Raw genomic sequence first — 16362 nt, 5'->3', positions numbered from 1 at the left:
TTATAAAAATACTGAACTTATTTGAAATAAGCACCTTCAGTATTACTGTGATCCGTTTGATCAACAACACGCATTAACTCAGGTACATGCTGCTTCAATGTTGTTTCAACACCTTGTTTCAAGGTTAAATCGATTGAAGAACAACCTTGGCAACCACCACCGAATTTAAGCACTGCAGTTAAACCATGTTCTGCATCTTCAACCACCTCTACCAATGCACAGTTACCACCATGACCTGCAAGTCCAGGGTTAATTTCTGACTGTAGAACATAAGTGATTCGCTCTTCTACAGAGGCATCTGGACCCACACGTGGCACTTTAGAGTTTGGCGCACGGAAAGTTAACTGACCACCAAAACGGTCTTTGTTATAGTCAATCACCGCATCCAAAAGATATGGAATAGACGGTGTGTCAATAAATGCAGGGAAATCTGGATAGTCTTGTTTATAGTCTGTAGGCACAACTTCTTCTGGTGCACTGTAAGCCATACAACATTCAGCACGTGGCGTACCCGGATTTTCCACAAAAACACGTACACCAATGCCCGGTGTATTTTGTTTATCCAAAAGATCTTTCAAATACTCTTGGGCATTTGGAGTGATCAATAGGTTTGGAATTTCTTCAGCAACTGCTGTGCTGTTGTTCTCAGTCGACATTACAATATTTCCTCAAGCTGAAGTCGCTATTTTAACTTAAGATGCGGGGCATTAGAAAAAAATCAACTAAAATTGTCGGAATTCTTCTGAAAGTTCACGCTTTAGGCAGATTTAATGGCATTATTGAGCATAAATTTTAACAAGTAGAATAGTCATATATGTTGGGCCTACCCTTTAACCACACCGTGACCATTATCCTGATTACGGTGGTGATTTCACTGATTGCATTTTCAAATCAGAAAGTGATGAATCGTTTGTTATTTTGGCCGCCAGCCCTCAGTCGTGGCGAGTATGACCGATTTATTAGCCATGGCTTTATTCATGCAGATGGCGCGCACCTATTGTTCAACATGATTACCTTATTTTTCTTTGGTAGCGTGATTGAAAGTTTTTATCGCCAATATTTCTTCGACATGGGCTTTGTATTGTTTTATTTAGGCGGTTTGATCGCTGCGATTATTCCGAGTTATTTAAAACATAAGCATGATACCCATTGGGCAAGTTTAGGGGCTTCTGGGGCGGTATCTGCAGTACTCTTTGCGTATATCTTGTTTGAACCGTGGAAACTGATTTTTGTATTCTTTATTCCTGTTCCTGCGATTATTTTTGCCGTGCTGTATGTGGCTTACAGTATCTGGTCAGGTAAACGTGGCAACAGTAACATTAACCACAGCGCGCACTTATGGGGCGCAGCTTATGGTGTGATCATGACGATCATTCTTGAACCGAAGCTTATTCCGCATTTCTTAAGTCAGTTACTAAATGTTCCTTTCTAACGTTAAGTCTAAAAAATCAGTCTGATTTAACCAGTAAAATGACAGCCTAAACCGTTTCAGTTTAGGCTTTTTTATTGTGCTGCGTTAAATCGAAATGTCCTTTAATTTTTTTCTTTAGCCAATTTCCCACATTTACAGCACCGCACTTTGAATATCGAGCTATACAATTTCACAGCAGATTGAAACGCTATCTACCCTTGCCCTGATTTAAACTGAAATGACACAGAATAAAAAAGGGAAAATTCCAATGAAAATAGTCCTGATGTTCTCAAGTTTGCTGTTGACCTGCGTGTTGAGTGCTTGTGCCATTCACACCCGTGAAGGCAGTATCGTGGTCGACCCAGATCGTAATTACTATCCTTATAAGTACCCAGATCGACATGGCGACTTTTGCCCGCCCGGACAGGCTAAAAAAGGCCGTTGTTGATTTGCAGTTATTGATTTAATGCCCTCTTCTTTTCAGCCTTCAAACCGAAGGCTTTTTCAATTCCGGCAATAAAATTTGAAGCTGTATATTCTACGAAAGTTCACAAAAGCACATGACAAATCATATAAATCTGGCACTTTATGCCACCCTATTTTTTAATTTGGCATAGATAATGTATACATCTGTATATTAATGACAAAATTAGCTGAGATATTTTGCATGTCGAGTTCAACTGAAGGTCTTCAATTTCCCATTTCGGCTTCAAACCAAAAGCCGAGTACATCTAAAACTGGTCGTGAAATTATCGCTGAAGCCTTAGCTGCAGTTGACCATCACTCTTCTGTACGTGCAAAACAAGAAAAAAACTGGCGTAAAAAATATCCTGAATATTTTAAAGCCTTGGTTGAACAAGGAATTCAATCATCTGAAGCTGCGATCAACATTGCTGAGCAAGGTTTAAATAAAGCGCATCACGTCTTTGAGTTTTATCGTAATCAAGAAAAGTATACGCTCAAAGATGCAGTAGCTTTGACTGCACATCCGCTGCATACCGTGAAATTAAAAGGTGAAAGTGACGCAGCGCCTGAGTGGTATGTGCCCTATCATGGTCAAAAACTTCAAGGTGAGGCTTTACTGGCTCAGATTCAAAAATGGCAAGATGCTGGCATCATTGAAGCCAGTCATGCAGACGCATTACGTGAAGCCATTGCACACCCAGAATGGTTCGATTTGTCAGATCGGACTATGGTGCTTTTTGGTGCTGCCTCCGAAGCTGGCCCTCTGACGTGGTTAGCAAAATGGAAAGCCAATATTGTGGCAATCGACCTCAATAATGAACGTGTTTGGGATCGAATCTTAAGCACGGTTCAGGCCGGTAATGCCACTTTATATGCACCAAGTCTCGACGCTGTGCATGAAGACACACCCATTCAAGAACTAAAACACAAATTGGGCGCCAATTTACTGACACACATTCCTGAAATTGCACAATGGCTTGCACAAAGTGAACATCAACTAGATCTGGCTGCAATTGCCTATTTAGATGGTGAAAAGCATGTTCGTGTTGCAATGGCAATGGACAGCATCATGGCCTATGTCAGCCAACAAAAAGCCGACACCAGCTTGATGTTTATGTGTACTCCGACCGATGTCTATGCGGTTCCAGAAGAGATTGTTACGGCAGCGCAAGCCAAATTCCAAAACCGTGCTTCTGCACAAAAACTATTGACACAAAGTATTGCCAAAGTCACAGGTCAGCATTTCTTTAAGCAAAATAATGAGCAAACCACCACAGCAGACAATGGAAAATCCTATGGTATTGCTGACTGTCTAGTGGTGGAACAAGGTCCAAACTACGCACTCGCAAAACGTATCCAACAATGGCGCGCAACTGTCGCACGTCAAAATGGTCAGCGGGTTAGTATCAATATTGCGCCATCCACCACGACCCGCTCAGTAACGAAGAACCCATTATTAAAGGCAGCATTTAATGGTGCGAGTTTATTTGATGTGGAATCCTTCCAACCTGAAACCACCAATGCACTCATGGCAGCTTTATGGATTCACGACTTGAGAAACCCTCAATCGGTTGCTAACCCTGAAACGGCGCTAGACCATCCATTAGAACTCATGATGCATGGTGCCAACCATGGTGGCTTATGGCGTGTGGCTTATTTGGCGCGTACTGCCTTACCTTTTGCAGCGCTGTATGGTTTTGCTGAAGAGAAATTACCCGTGAAAAAAGTATTGGGACTGTTTAAAAAAGCGTAACGGCATTGGTTCAAATAAGTGTTGAACTTTGCAAAGCTTCAACTCGCTAGTTTGATTGTTCTAATTCAGCTCTCAGTCATCCCATTAAAATCGGTGATGTCTGAGATAAAGCCAAAAAAAAAACGCTGCCGAAGCAGCGTTTTTTATATCTGGAATTTGAGTTACTTAGAACACTTTCAAGAATAACCAGTACAAGCAACCTGATAGACAGATCGTTGCAGGTAAAGTGAAGACCCAAGCCGATAGAATGGTCTTCACTGTTGCAAAGTTCAAACCTGACTTATTCGCAACCATGGTACCTGCAACCGCAGAGTTAAGTACGTGTGTAGTCGATACTGGCATACCAAAACCATCCGCAGCAGCAATCGTTGACATAGCAACAAGCTCGGCAGACATACCCTGACCATAGGTCATGTGGTTTTTACCAATACGCTCACCTACAGTCACGACAATACGTTTCCAACCCACCATGGTTCCAAGACCCAGTGCCAATGCAACAGCGACTTTTACCCATGTTGGAATGTACTGTAAGAAGGAGTCTAAGTGACTACGATATTCCTTCACAGTTTTTTGTTCAGCTTCTGCCATTGCTGGTAGTTGTTCAGCTTTATCTAGACGTTTAAAAGCAGTGGTACTGAGGTACATATCATTACGAATCGAAGATACTTCTTGTTCAGGAATATCTTTTAAGTCGCCATACTGTGCAACACGCTCACCTAAATGATCGGTCAAACTTGCCAAAGCTGGCACAACTTCTGGGCTGACTTCTTTGGTTTGAATGTATTTGGTGAGTACATCACGTGCCTTTGCATCAGGAATATCCTTATGCTCTGCGTAGATCGCAGTCGCAGTTTGAGCAGATAACTGATGGAAAGATTGAATATGTTGATTATCTAAGTTCTTATTCAATGAATAAGCCAATGGCACACATCCGATCAAAATCAGCATGATCAGACCCATACCTTTTTGACCATCATTTGAACCGTGCGCAAAACTTACACCTGTACAGGTAAAGATCAAAATTGCACGAATCAATGGTGGTGGCGGCTTATTGCCTTCTGGTGGTTGAAACAGTTCAAGCTGTTTGCGGAAAATACGCTTCACCAACAAGAAAACGAGAGCTGCAAATGCAAAACCAATCAGTGGCGAGAACAATAACGCCTTACCGACTTTAAGCACCTGCTCCATATCTACACCGCTCGCACCACCGCCTGCATTTAACAGGTAGTTCATGATGCCAACGCCAAGAATAGAACCAATCAAAGTATGCGAACTAGACGCAGGGATGCCTAAGAACCAAGTTCCTAAATTCCACAAAATCGCTGCGATCAACATAGCGAAAACCATGGCAAAGCCAGCACCTGAACCGACATTCATAATCAATTCAACAGGTAACAAGGCAATAATGCCGTAAGCGACTGCACCACTGGCAACCATTACGCCTAGGAAGTTACAGAAACCCGCCCACATTACCGCAACCGGTGCTGACAAGGCGTTGGTATAAATCACTGTTGCTACTGCATTTGCAGTGTCATGGAAACCATTTACAAATTCAAAGCCAAGTGCGATGAATAAGGCTGTGCCCAATAAAATCATTGAATAAAGACTTAAAGGCGGAACATGCGCTAAATCGGCAGTCACCTGAAAACCAATATAAATCAACGTTGAAATAATCACCGTTAAAAATACCGGCATAAAGAATTTCGGTGTAGGCACATGAACATTCGTGGACTTTTGAGGAGTCGACGTGTGCGCTGAATCTACGGGAGTTTGTTTAGAATTCATGCAGGCAGGAATAGAGGATTTTAAAATCCCCATATTGTTCAATTTAATTATGACAATTATATGACAAAGCGGTGTCATATAAAGCAATTTTTCATGCTTTATTTGTTTTTTTTAAGTGTTAAAAACCGACTTCCCTACTCTACTTTCATAAAGTAAATCAGTTATTTAATCTGCGTATTTAAACTTTATTTTCTTTGAAACCCAATATTTCAACTTATATTTCATCTGTCATGTTTTTTTGTCATTTTGCATAGCCCTAATGGATGTTTTTTAATCTTGCCTGAGCAATATGACAAATTCATGAAGCTTTCCATACATTTATATGAAATTGGAATATGAAATTATCAAGTTGCAATATTGCTCATTAATTCAACAAGCTAATAATTGCGCGCTGTGAAGATCATTGAATATCAATAAAACTGCAATGAATTCTGTTAATATATTTGCCGATTTTATATTCCATCGGATTGGGGTTATTTATGTCCACGCTTGCCACCCTAAAAGAGCTGCTCGCTCAACGGATTCTGATTATCGACGGTGCAATGGGCACCATGATTCAGCGTCATAAACTCGAAGAAGCTGACTACCGTGGTGAGCGTTTTGCAGATTGGGCATCTGACCTCAAAGGCAATAATGACCTATTGGTGTTGACTCAGCCGCAAATCATTCAAGGCATTCATGAAGCCTACCTCGATGCTGGCGCAGACATCATTGAAACCAACAGCTTTAACGGCACAAAAGTTTCAATGTCTGACTACCACATGGAAGATTTGGTATCAGAGATCAACCGTGAAGCAGCGCGTATTGCCAAAGCAGCTTGTGAAAAATACTCAACGCCTGAAAAACCGCGTTTTGTAGCAGGTGTGCTTGGCCCGACTTCACGTACTTGCTCGATCTCGCCAAATGTAAATGACCCAGCATTTCGTAACATTACTTTTGATGAGTTAAAAGAAAACTATATTGAAGCTGCGCATGCCCTGATTGAAGGCGGTGCGGATATTCTGCTCATCGAAACTGTATTCGATACCTTAAACTGTAAAGCTGCCATTTTTGCAGTGAAAGAAGTCTTCAACCAAATTGGCTACGAATTGCCATTGATGATTTCAGGCACGATTACCGATGCCTCTGGCCGAACTTTAACTGGCCAAACTGCTGAAGCGTTCTGGAACTCTGTGCGTCATGGTGACTTGTTGTCGATTGGCTTTAACTGTGCCCTAGGTGCAGATGCCATGCGTCCGCACGTCAAAACCATTGCTGACGTTGCTGATACTTTTGTTTCGGCGCATCCGAACGCTGGCTTACCAAATGCCTTCGGCGGTTATGATGAAACCCCTGAAGAAACAGCTGCCTTTATTAAAGAATTTGCAGAAAGTGGCTTGATTAACATCACTGGCGGCTGCTGCGGTACAACGCCGGATCACATCCGTGCTATTGCCAATGCCGTAAAAGACATTGCGCCGCGCCAAGTGCCAGAAACCAAACCCGCTTGCCGTTTAAGCGGTTTAGAGCCGTTCAACATTACAGAAGATTCGCTGTTTGTAAACGTCGGTGAACGTACCAACGTGACAGGTTCTAAAAAATTCCTACGTTTAATCCGTGAAGAAAACTTTGCCGAAGCTTTAGAAGTTGCACAGCAGCAAGTTGAAGCCGGTGCTCAGATTATCGACATCAACATGGATGAAGGCATGCTGGATTCAGAAGGCGCAATGGTGCACTTCCTGAATCTTGTAGCCTCTGAACCTGAAATTTCACGTGTGCCGATCATGATTGACTCATCTAAATGGGAAATCATTGAAGCAGGCTTAAAATGTGTACAAGGTAAAGCGGTTGTTAACTCGATTTCCTTAAAAGAAGGCTATGACGAGTTCGTTGCAAAAGCGCGTTTGTGCCGTCAGTATGGCGCTGCCGTAATTGTGATGGCCTTTGACGAAAATGGTCAGGCCGATACAGCTGCACGTAAAAAAGAAATCTGTAAGCGCTCTTATGACGTGTTAGTGAATGAAGTTGGCTTCCCTGCTGAAGACATCATTTTTGACCCGAACGTGTTTGCAGTGGCAACAGGTATCGAAGAACACAACAACTATGCTGTGGACTTTATTGAAGCAACAGGCTGGATCAAGCAAAACTTACCACATGCGATGATTTCAGGCGGTGTGTCTAACGTATCGTTCTCCTTCCGTGGTAACGAACCAGTCCGTGAAGCGATTCACTCTGTGTTCTTGTACCATGCCATTCAGCAAGGCATGACTATGGGTATCGTCAACGCAGGTCAAATGGCGATTTATGATGATATTGATGCTGAACTGAAAGCTGCGGTTGAAGATGTGATCTTGAACCAAAACCAAGGTGAAAGCCATCAAGAAGCTACAGAAAAGCTGCTTGAAGTTGCTGAAAAATACCGTGGTCAAGGTGCTGCGCAAAAACAAGTTGAAAACTTGGAATGGCGTGAACTTCCAGTTGAAAAACGTCTGGAACACGCTTTGGTTAAAGGCATCACCACATTCATTGATGAAGATACTGAAGAAGCACGTCTGAAAGCTAAACGTCCTTTAGATGTAATTGAAGGTCCGCTGATGGACGGCATGAATGTGGTAGGTGATTTGTTCGGTTCAGGCAAAATGTTCCTGCCGCAAGTCGTGAAATCTGCACGTGTCATGAAACAGGCTGTAGCTTGGCTCAACCCATTCATTGAAGCGGAAAAAACAGCTGGCCAATCTAAGGGTAAAGTCCTGATGGCAACTGTGAAGGGCGATGTGCATGACATCGGTAAAAATATCGTAGGCGTGGTGTTGGGCTGTAACGGCTATGACATTATCGACCTTGGGGTGATGGTGCCTTGCGAGAAGATTTTACAAACTGCGATTGATGAAAAAGTCGATATCATTGGCCTGTCTGGCCTGATTACGCCGTCACTGGATGAAATGGTTTTTGTTGCGAAAGAAATGCAGCGCAAAGGCTTTAATGTTCCATTGATGATTGGCGGTGCAACCACTTCTAAAGCGCATACGGCAGTGAAAATTGATCCACAATATTCAAATGATGCGGTGATTTATGTTGCCGATGCATCGCGTGCGGTGGGTGTAGCAACAACTTTACTTTCTAAAGAAATGAAGCCTAAATTTGTTGAAGACACACGTGCTGAATATGAAAAAGTCCGTGAGCGTATTGCCAATAAACAGCCAAAAGCTGCCAAGCTGACATATGCTGAATCTGTAGAAAATGGCTTAAAAATTGACTTTGCTGCCAATGCGCCTGTGAAGCCAAACTTTATTGGTACGCAAACGCTGACCAATTATCCATTGGAAACATTAGTTGAGTACTTTGACTGGACACCGTTCTTCATTTCTTGGAGTTTGGCAGGTAAATTCCCTGCTATCTTAACTGATGAAGTTGTAGGTGAAGCAGCAACTGACTTGTATGAACAAGCACAGACCATGCTAAAAGACATCATCGACAACAAACGTTTTGATGCTCGTGCTGTGTTTGGTATTTACCCTGCAAACCGTTCAGCAGCGGATTCGGTTGAAGTGTATAGCGAAGATGGTCAATCGGTTACACATACCTTCCATCACATTCGTCAACAGTCTGATAAAGTGACAGGTAAACCAAACTTGTCATTAGCGGACTTTATTGCGCCTAAAGGTGTTGCGGAAGATTACTTGGGTGGTTTCACGGTATCCATCTTTGGTGCGGAAGAAATGGCAAATGAGTACAAAGCTAAAGGCGATGACTACTCTGCAATTCTTGCACAATCTTTGGGTGACCGTTTTGCGGAAGCGTTTGCGGAGCATTTGCATGAGCGCATCCGTAAAGAGTTCTGGGGTAACCAAGCGTCTGAAACCTTAAGCAATGAAGAATTGATTAAAGAGAAGTATGTGGGCATCCGTCCTGCACCGGGCTACCCTGCTTGCCCTGAGCATTCAGAAAAAGCGCCATTGTTTGATTGGTTAGGTTCTACCGATAAAATTGGTACGCAATTGACTTCTAGCTTTGCAATGTGGCCGCCTTCATCTGTCAGCGGTTTCTACTATGCAAACCCTGAAAGCCAATACTTTAACGTGGGTAAAATCGCAGGCGATCAGCTTGAGGATTATGCAAAGCGTAAAGGCTGGACTTTGGATGAAGCGAAGCGTTGGTTAGCACCGAATTTGGATGATTCGGTTCAGTAATTAGTTTGAAAAAATCCCCTCGAATGAGGGGGTTTTTTATTTATAATCAAAAATCTTAAAAACACATAAACGAATTTTATAAAATTGAAAAAAATATTCTTACTTTTAGTTTTACCTTTTATTTCATCTTTTACTTTTGCAAAATGTAAAGATAGTAATGTTTATGATGAAATTGCCTGTTATGAAAAAGAATTAAAATCTAATAAAACCAAGCTCAACCAAACTTATCAAAAGCTTTATAACACTATGGATGAGGAAGGTAAGAAAATTTTAGAAACCTCTCAAAAGAATTGGTTGTTATATAAAAATAGTCATTGTGATGAACTCGTATCTTATCTATCTAGCAGTGTACAAGGTGCGGGATCTAAGCTAATCAATCTATCATGTAATGCCGATCTTATTGATCAACGAATTAAAGACTTAAAAGATTTACTTTAATTTTTAGGTAATCCCCCTAAATCCCCCTTTTACAAAGGGGGACTTTCGCGTATCGAATTCATTACGTGACAGCTCTTCGTTTTGTAAAGGAAGTTTGGGAGAGATTAATTGCTATAAATAAAACTAGTATTTAAAATACTTAAACCCATGAAAAATTTAAGATTGAAAAATGGCAATAATAAAAAGTTTAGATCTAGGAAGCCTAGAAAGTATCTGTAAAACTTTAGGTGAAACTAATAACGGGCTTTCAGGAACAGAAATCACCAAATATCTGACTGAATGTAATATCAAAGATCTTCAACTAAATTCAACAAAATGGAAACGTTTATATGATGCTCTATCCTCAAAACAAACTGAAGATCGCTGTTCTAATAATGTCTTAGCTTTTATTAAATATGTTATGCGCCCTTCACGTCATATCCATAGAAAAGAATGGTTTGAAAATATACGAACTGAATTGAATTATGTTTTGTCATTTGAAGGTTTTGAACTCACTGATAGTGGCGAACTCAAGCAAGCAGACAAAGTTCAAACTTTTGATGAAGCTGAAGCACGGGCGCAAAATTTAAGAAAAACTTTATTAGATAGAAAAATACATCCTGATGTCTTAGCGTTTTGTAGAGCAGAACTACTCGTAGATAATTATTTTCATGCAGTTTTTGAAGCAACTAAAAGTATTGCTGAAAAAATTAGAATCAAAACAAAACTAACCAGTGATGGTTCTGAATTAGTAGATCAAGCTTTTGCGTATAAAAATAAAGTTCCTTATTTAGCCTTAAATAGTTTAACTACACCAAGTCATCAGAGTGAACAAAACGGTTTTATGCATTTACTTAAAGGTATATTTGGAACATTTAGAAATACTACAGCTCATGCCCCTAAAATTACGTGGAATATAGATGAACAGGATGCTTTAGATATTTTATCAACTGTGTCCTTAATTCATAGAAAATTAGACAAAGTAGCTGAAGCTAAAAAAATGTATGAAGGACAAATATAATCCCTCCTAACCTTCCTTTTAAAAGGGAGGAACTACACGAATCCAAAACCATCATCTAATTCGCGTGAAGTCCCTCTTTCTTAAAGAGGGATTTAGGGAGATTTCTTAATAAAGTAAAGATAAATAGCTTACACTACTCCATCAATCTGTCCCATCACCTGCTCATTATCAAATCTCAGCACCTTTAGCCCAAGCTGAGTCAAAGCTTCATCCCTCACCCGATCCGCTTCTAACCCTTCATCCGTATAGTGCTGACTACCATCACACTCAATTACCAAATTTACAGCAGGACAGTAAAAGTCGACGATGTAATTCAAAATTGGCTTTTGTCTATAAAATTGCAAACCTAGTATTTGCTTATTGCGAAGCCGTGACCACAACAACTTTTCAGCATCAGTCATATTGTTACGCAGGTCGCGCGAGACTTGTTTTAAATTTTTATTGTAAGGTTTCATTTTTTATTCTCTTATTTTTGAATCTCCCCTACCCCCCTCTTTTTCAAAGAGGGGAACTTCACATAAACAAATAAATTACGTGACAGCTCCTCCCTTTATTAAAGGGAGTCTGGGAGGGATTTAATTTATCAGATATCCCCCCCTTTTCTAACTCTTCAATCTAAAACCGCCCTAGATTGTTTATTTCGCCACCTATAAGTGCAGCAGCAAAGATTTCACTGGTTAATATCTGTGCATTATTTCAGTTCAGGCAAGACATCCAGCTTTCATCTTTTGAAGACCACAAGATACACAAACAGGCTCCCAAAAATGTATCATTCGTCAATTTTCAGTTTCATTCTCGCACTAACATCTATCAATCAGATAAAAATACAAAATAATGAATTGCCCTGAATTAACTCAGAAATGGCGCTATTTGTTTTTCATTTTTTAAACAGATTCAAAAAACATAGTTTTTCACTTAATAATCATTCATTTAATTTTCTCATTGCAAATCACCATTGCACTGTTTTGGTGCATCATTATCACACTCATGCAAGCCTTTGCTTTATATCGAGTCTTCTACATTTTTTAGTTTTTTTAATCAAAATTTCCTTCACTCACTCCTCTTTTCGAAATTATTCCGCTCGATATACTGAACTTCTTTTCGTGAACTAGCGCACTAAACTGGAACACCTTATGCAAAATATAGATCTCCTCTTTCTCCTTCTTGGTGCAGTCTTGGTTCTTGCCATGCATGCTGGCTTTGCATTTTTAGAATTGGGTACAGTACGACATAAAAATCAGGTCAATGCGCTGAGTAAAATTTTGACTGACTTTTCTATTTCCGCAATTGCATACTTTTTTGTGGGTTATTACATCTCTTATGGTCAGCACTTTTTTCATATTGGGGACACTTTAGCAGCCGATCATGGCTACAACTTAATGCGTTGTTTCTTCCTGCTGACTTTTGCCGCAGCCATTCCAGCGATTATTTCAGGTGGTATTGCTGAACGTGCAAAAATGCGGACTCAAGCGATTGCCACATTATTATTGGTCGCTTTGGTCTATCCATTCTTTGAAGGCATGGCATGGAATGGTAATTTTGGGCTACAAGCATGGTTAGAACGCACATTTGGCGCAGCATTTCATGATTTTGCAGGTTCGGTCGTGGTACATGCGATGGGCGGTTGGATCGCTTTAGCTGCAGTACTTTTACTTGGCGCACGTCATGGACGCTATAAAAAAGACGGTCGTATCAGCGCTCACCCCCCTTCAAGTATTCCATTCCTTGCCTTAGGTTCTTGGATTTTAATCGTCGGCTGGTTTGGCTTCAACGTAATGAGTGCTCAACGCCTTGATGCGATTTCAGGATTAGTCGCGATTAACTCTCTCATGGCGATGGTCGGTGGCACATTGGCGGCAAACTTCATGGGTAAAAATGACCCCGGTTTCTTACATAACGGTCCCTTAGCAGGTTTGGTTGCAATCTGTGCAGGCTCAGATGTAGTTCATCCTGTCGGTGCGTTAATTATCGGCGCTATCGCAGGTCTGATCTTTGTCAAACTATTTACATACACTCAAAACAAACTCAAAGTCGATGATGTACTTGGCGTATGGCCACTACACGGTGTTTGTGGTGCTTTCGGTGGTATTGCAGTGGGTGTATTTGGACAAAAATGGTTGGGCGGTTTAGGCGGTATTTCAATGATCTCTCAATGTATCGGTACGCTGCTCGCGATCGTGATTGCATTGGCTGGTGGTTTTATCGTTTATGGTCTACTCAAAGTAACGATGGGTATTCGCCTAGATCAAGAAGAAGAATTCCGTGGTGCAGACTTAAGTATTCACCGTATTTCGGCAAACTCTGAAGAAAACATGTTCTAAACAACACAATCTAAAGCGGCATTTATGCCGCTTTTTTTTACCCTGAACTTCGCTTAAATCTTGAGTTTAAATCACCTTATTTTAGAAAATCTAAGACCTGATCCAAATGCTGAATTTTATTGGGAATGCTGTGCTGTTGTTCAGCACTTAAAGTATGAAAGCCTTCTAACAAAACAGCAGACATCCCTGCTTGGCTCGCACCATAAATATCATTGACAGGATGATCACCAATAAATAAACACTCGGTTTCCTTCACGCCCAACTCACGACAACTATGCTGAAATATTTCAACTTTGGGCTTACTGATCCCTGCACTTTCCGAGCTGATGATCTGATCAAAATACGATGCAAAACCCAGTCCATTTAAAATGTTCAGGCGTGTGGCATGTCCACCATTCGACACCACCGCCAGTTTATACTGCTGCTGTTTTAGTTGCTGCAGCAAGCTCAATGCTCCTGGCATCGCCACGGCAAACTGACCAAAGTGCTGAAACCAAAATTGTGTCAGCTCATCAAAATCGGGTTGATGTATCCAACTTAGCTCTGTTTGGAGGGCATAAGCGACAGATGCCCCAATACTCGGATGAGTAAGGAGTTCTTTTTTCGGATATCCCCCATTATCTATACGATTAATAATACGTTTAATCTGTACAAGGTCTACCTCCACCAGCGTCGACTGATAAGATTCGGCTAAATACTGCGTATAGGCCTGAACGCTGTGATCTCGGTGAGTCAAAGTATTATCTAAATCAAAAAGGACTGCACGTATGCTCATAAATCTTTATTACTGAGTTTTCAAAAACTTTAACACAATGCCCGTTTTGCTTTATGCATATTCTTCACTATCGATATCAATACAGTTCAAATAGCCGATTAAGTCTGATTTAAGTTTTGTGGTTTCAAATAGCAGCATTCAAACAAAATAATTTCAGCACATCACACGACTTATGCTCTCGAACCGTTCCATTTTATTACGACAAGCCCTGCTGCTCACACTCAGTTTGGTTGGCCTCCTTTATGTTTTCCCCGTCGGTGGTTCGCTCGACCAAGCTTTTATTCAGCCTTGGGTCGACCTACATGGTAGTTTTCCTCATCGTAATGATTGGGCACTTGCTGTGCTGAACCATCGCTATATCAAGAATATCGTCATAGGCGTTTATGTCCTGTATATCGCAGCATGGATATGCAGTTTTAAATATCCTCATCTGAAAGCACGTAAGTTTGAATTCGGTTATTTTATCGTAGTGGCTCTATTCAGCACGGCAATGATTGGTTTACTCAAATCACAATCTGCACATGCCTGCCCTTGGAATATGACCGTCGCCACAGCCCAAGGCTTTTCTTGGGATTTTTCAGCACGCCAAGGACACTGCTTCCCCGGTGGCCATGCTGCGACTGGTTTTGCCTTAATTACGGGATATTTTGTTTATCGAATACATCGACCTGCCCGTGCATATTTCTTTTTATCTGCTGGGCTGATTTTAGGCTTTGCTTTTGGCTGGGCGCAAATGATGCGGGGTGCACATTTTCTCAGTCATAATCTATGGACAGCATGGTTTATTTGGGCCTTTAACACAGTCATTTATACATTTGGCTATCGTTATCTACCCACAGAAAAAATCAAAACTGCCTATAAACACTTTGAATGGATATAGGCTTTATTCGCAAGGAGTAAATTAAAATAATTAGGAGTTTAAAGGTCTTAGCGGAATCTGAATCGTTACTTTCAACCCACCCAGCGTTTCACTTTTCGCAAAATCTAAACGTGCACCGATATGTTTTGCGGCTTTATCCACGATTGCCAGCCCTAAACCACTTCCAATTTCTTCATGATTATAAATTCGATAAAAGCGTTTACGAATTTGCTCATATAAAGCAGGGTCGATGCCAGGCCCGCTATCTTCAACCTGTACAACCGCCTGCCCCGCATGTTCAAAAACGGAGACATTAATCATACCCTGTGCAGGGGTATATTTGATGGCATTATCAATCAAATTAAAAATGATTGAATGTACGGTTGGCTCAAGACTATATAAGGCAATGCTCTGTTGTTGCTCCATGCCAAGGTCAATATCTTTTTGCATGGCCAAATGTACCAGTTGCTCGACACAATTGGTTGCGACTTGCTTAAGATCAAAATGTTGTTTGCGCTCAAGTTCAAAGACCGAGGCATCTTGTTTTGCCAAACTCAATAATTGACTGACCAAATGCTGAATACGAATTAAACCTTTACTCAAATTTTGTAGAGCGTCATCTTGTGGAAATTTTTGTAGCAAAATCTGCATTTGCAAATTCAGTGCGGTAATCGGGGTCCGTAACTCATGCGCTGCATCCGCAATAAACTGGCGCTGTTCCTGCTGCGACAACGAAATTCGTTCAAACAACTGGTTCATTTCAATAATAGTCGGTGCAATTTCCTCTGGATACGGCATTTGAGAGATTGGAGAAAGTTCAAAGGCATCCCGTTTTGCCAGTTCTTTTTTAAATTTTTCCAATGGGTTTAAACTGCGTTGAATCAACCATCCCAAAGCGATTAATGCAAAAGGTATAAAAACCAAATAGGGAATAAACATGCTACTGGCCAATTCAGCAGCTAGATGCTGTCGAACCGATTCTTGCTGACTGACCTGAATTTGCCGATCTGCGAGTGGCAAAATATAGGTATGCCACTCATCCTGTTGGGTTCTGTGGGTATAAAAACCGGCTTTGGGCTGAGGCGCGACCAATAATTTTAATTGATGGGTTTGATGCGCATTGGATTGATAGGTCCACACATCGACAAATAAATCTTCTTCGTGATAACGCTTATGTTGATCAAATTCGCTGCGAATGGGCTGCGGATCATGCTCTGCAACACGTTCCGCCAAATTTTGCATTTGCGCATCTAAAATTTCATTAATTTCTTCAAGTGCAATTCGATAAGCTGAAAACACCAAAAGACAGCCCAAAAGCATACTGAAAACAGACACATAAATAATTAGTCTCTTTTTCAGAGAATAAGGCTGCTGCATGGTCGATAA

13 protein-coding genes are annotated in these 16362 nt (G+C 41.1%); 8 read left to right on the top strand and 5 right to left on the bottom strand.

The features are described 5' to 3' along the window. Positions 1 to 17 precede the first annotated feature (17 nt). Positions 18 to 656, bottom strand: a complete 639-nt coding sequence (gene nfuA, locus FTU13_RS07335) for a Fe-S biogenesis protein NfuA (RefSeq protein ID WP_078189947.1) — start codon at positions 654 to 656, stop codon at positions 18 to 20. 158 nt (positions 657 to 814) lie between these two features. Between nfuA and FTU13_RS07330 the strand changes: the two genes are divergently transcribed. From FTU13_RS07330 to FTU13_RS07320, 3 genes are all read left to right on the top strand, one after another. Continuing rightward, a complete protein-coding gene (locus FTU13_RS07330; RefSeq protein WP_111884441.1) occupies positions 815 to 1432 on the top strand; it encodes a rhomboid family intramembrane serine protease in 618 nt (205 codons plus the stop codon). 247 nt (positions 1433 to 1679) lie between these two features. Further along, entirely contained in the window at positions 1680 to 1859 is a 180-nt protein-coding gene (locus FTU13_RS07325) for a hypothetical protein (protein ID WP_180126657.1), read from the top strand. A 219-nt stretch (positions 1860 to 2078) separates the two neighbouring features. Continuing rightward, entirely contained in the window at positions 2079 to 3629 is a 1551-nt protein-coding gene (locus tag FTU13_RS07320) for a hypothetical protein (protein ID WP_111884443.1), read from the top strand. A gap of 165 nt (positions 3630 to 3794) precedes the next feature. Here the strand turns inward: FTU13_RS07320 and FTU13_RS07315 are convergent, their stop codons facing one another. After that, positions 3795 to 5414, bottom strand: a complete 1620-nt coding sequence (locus FTU13_RS07315) for an inorganic phosphate transporter (protein ID WP_180102582.1) — start codon at positions 5412 to 5414, stop codon at positions 3795 to 3797. A gap of 479 nt (positions 5415 to 5893) precedes the next feature. Here FTU13_RS07315 and metH point away from each other — a divergent pair, with 479 nt between their 5' ends. The 3 genes from metH to FTU13_RS07300 all read left to right on the top strand — a co-directional run bounded on the left by metH (position 5894) and on the right by FTU13_RS07300 (position 11021). Continuing rightward, entirely contained in the window at positions 5894 to 9583 is a 3690-nt protein-coding gene (gene metH, locus FTU13_RS07310; RefSeq protein ID WP_180126659.1) for a methionine synthase, read from the top strand. Positions 9584 to 9667: 84 nt separating this feature from the next. Further along, positions 9668 to 10021, top strand: coding sequence for a lysozyme inhibitor LprI family protein (locus tag FTU13_RS07305; protein WP_218955109.1), 354 nt, complete (start codon positions 9668 to 9670; stop codon positions 10019 to 10021). A gap of 169 nt (positions 10022 to 10190) precedes the next feature. Beyond that, positions 10191 to 11021, top strand: coding sequence for a TIGR02391 family protein (locus FTU13_RS07300; protein WP_180115409.1), 831 nt, complete (start codon positions 10191 to 10193; stop codon positions 11019 to 11021). A gap of 128 nt (positions 11022 to 11149) precedes the next feature. On the opposite strand, the gene FTU13_RS07295 is transcribed toward FTU13_RS07300, so the two are convergent. Next, positions 11150 to 11476 (bottom strand): endonuclease domain-containing protein, encoded by a 327-nt coding sequence (locus FTU13_RS07295; RefSeq protein ID WP_180126661.1) that lies wholly within the window; start codon positions 11474 to 11476, stop codon positions 11150 to 11152. Positions 11477 to 12154: 678 nt separating this feature from the next. On the opposite strand from FTU13_RS07295, the gene FTU13_RS07290 reads away from it, so the two are divergent. After that, complete coding sequence (locus tag FTU13_RS07290; protein WP_078193036.1) at positions 12155 to 13342, top strand: ammonium transporter; 1188 nt, start codon at positions 12155 to 12157, stop codon at positions 13340 to 13342. Between the two features lie 76 nt (positions 13343 to 13418). On the opposite strand, the gene FTU13_RS07285 is transcribed toward FTU13_RS07290, so the two are convergent. After that, positions 13419 to 14117: an HAD family hydrolase gene (locus FTU13_RS07285; RefSeq protein ID WP_180126663.1), complete on the bottom strand. Its 699-nt coding sequence runs from the start codon at positions 14115 to 14117 to the stop codon at positions 13419 to 13421. A 172-nt stretch (positions 14118 to 14289) separates the two neighbouring features. Here FTU13_RS07285 and FTU13_RS07280 point away from each other — a divergent pair, with 172 nt between their 5' ends. After that, positions 14290 to 14997, top strand: a complete 708-nt coding sequence (locus tag FTU13_RS07280; protein ID WP_180126665.1) for a phosphatase PAP2 family protein — start codon at positions 14290 to 14292, stop codon at positions 14995 to 14997. A 30-nt stretch (positions 14998 to 15027) separates the two neighbouring features. Here FTU13_RS07280 and FTU13_RS07275 read toward each other — a convergent pair whose 3' ends face one another. After that, positions 15028 to 16353 carry an ATP-binding protein gene (locus FTU13_RS07275; protein ID WP_180067013.1) on the bottom strand — a complete coding sequence of 442 codons (1326 nt, stop codon included), beginning with the start codon at positions 16351 to 16353 and terminating at the stop codon, positions 15028 to 15030. Positions 16354 to 16362 lie beyond the last annotated feature (9 nt).

The sequence above is a fragment of the Acinetobacter sp. YH12064 genome, from assembly GCF_013419735.1.
Taxonomy (GTDB): domain Bacteria; phylum Pseudomonadota; class Gammaproteobacteria; order Pseudomonadales; family Moraxellaceae; genus Acinetobacter; species Acinetobacter amyesii.
The sequence above is the reverse complement of the archived record's forward strand: the minus strand, read 5'-3'. Positions and strand labels throughout refer to the sequence as shown.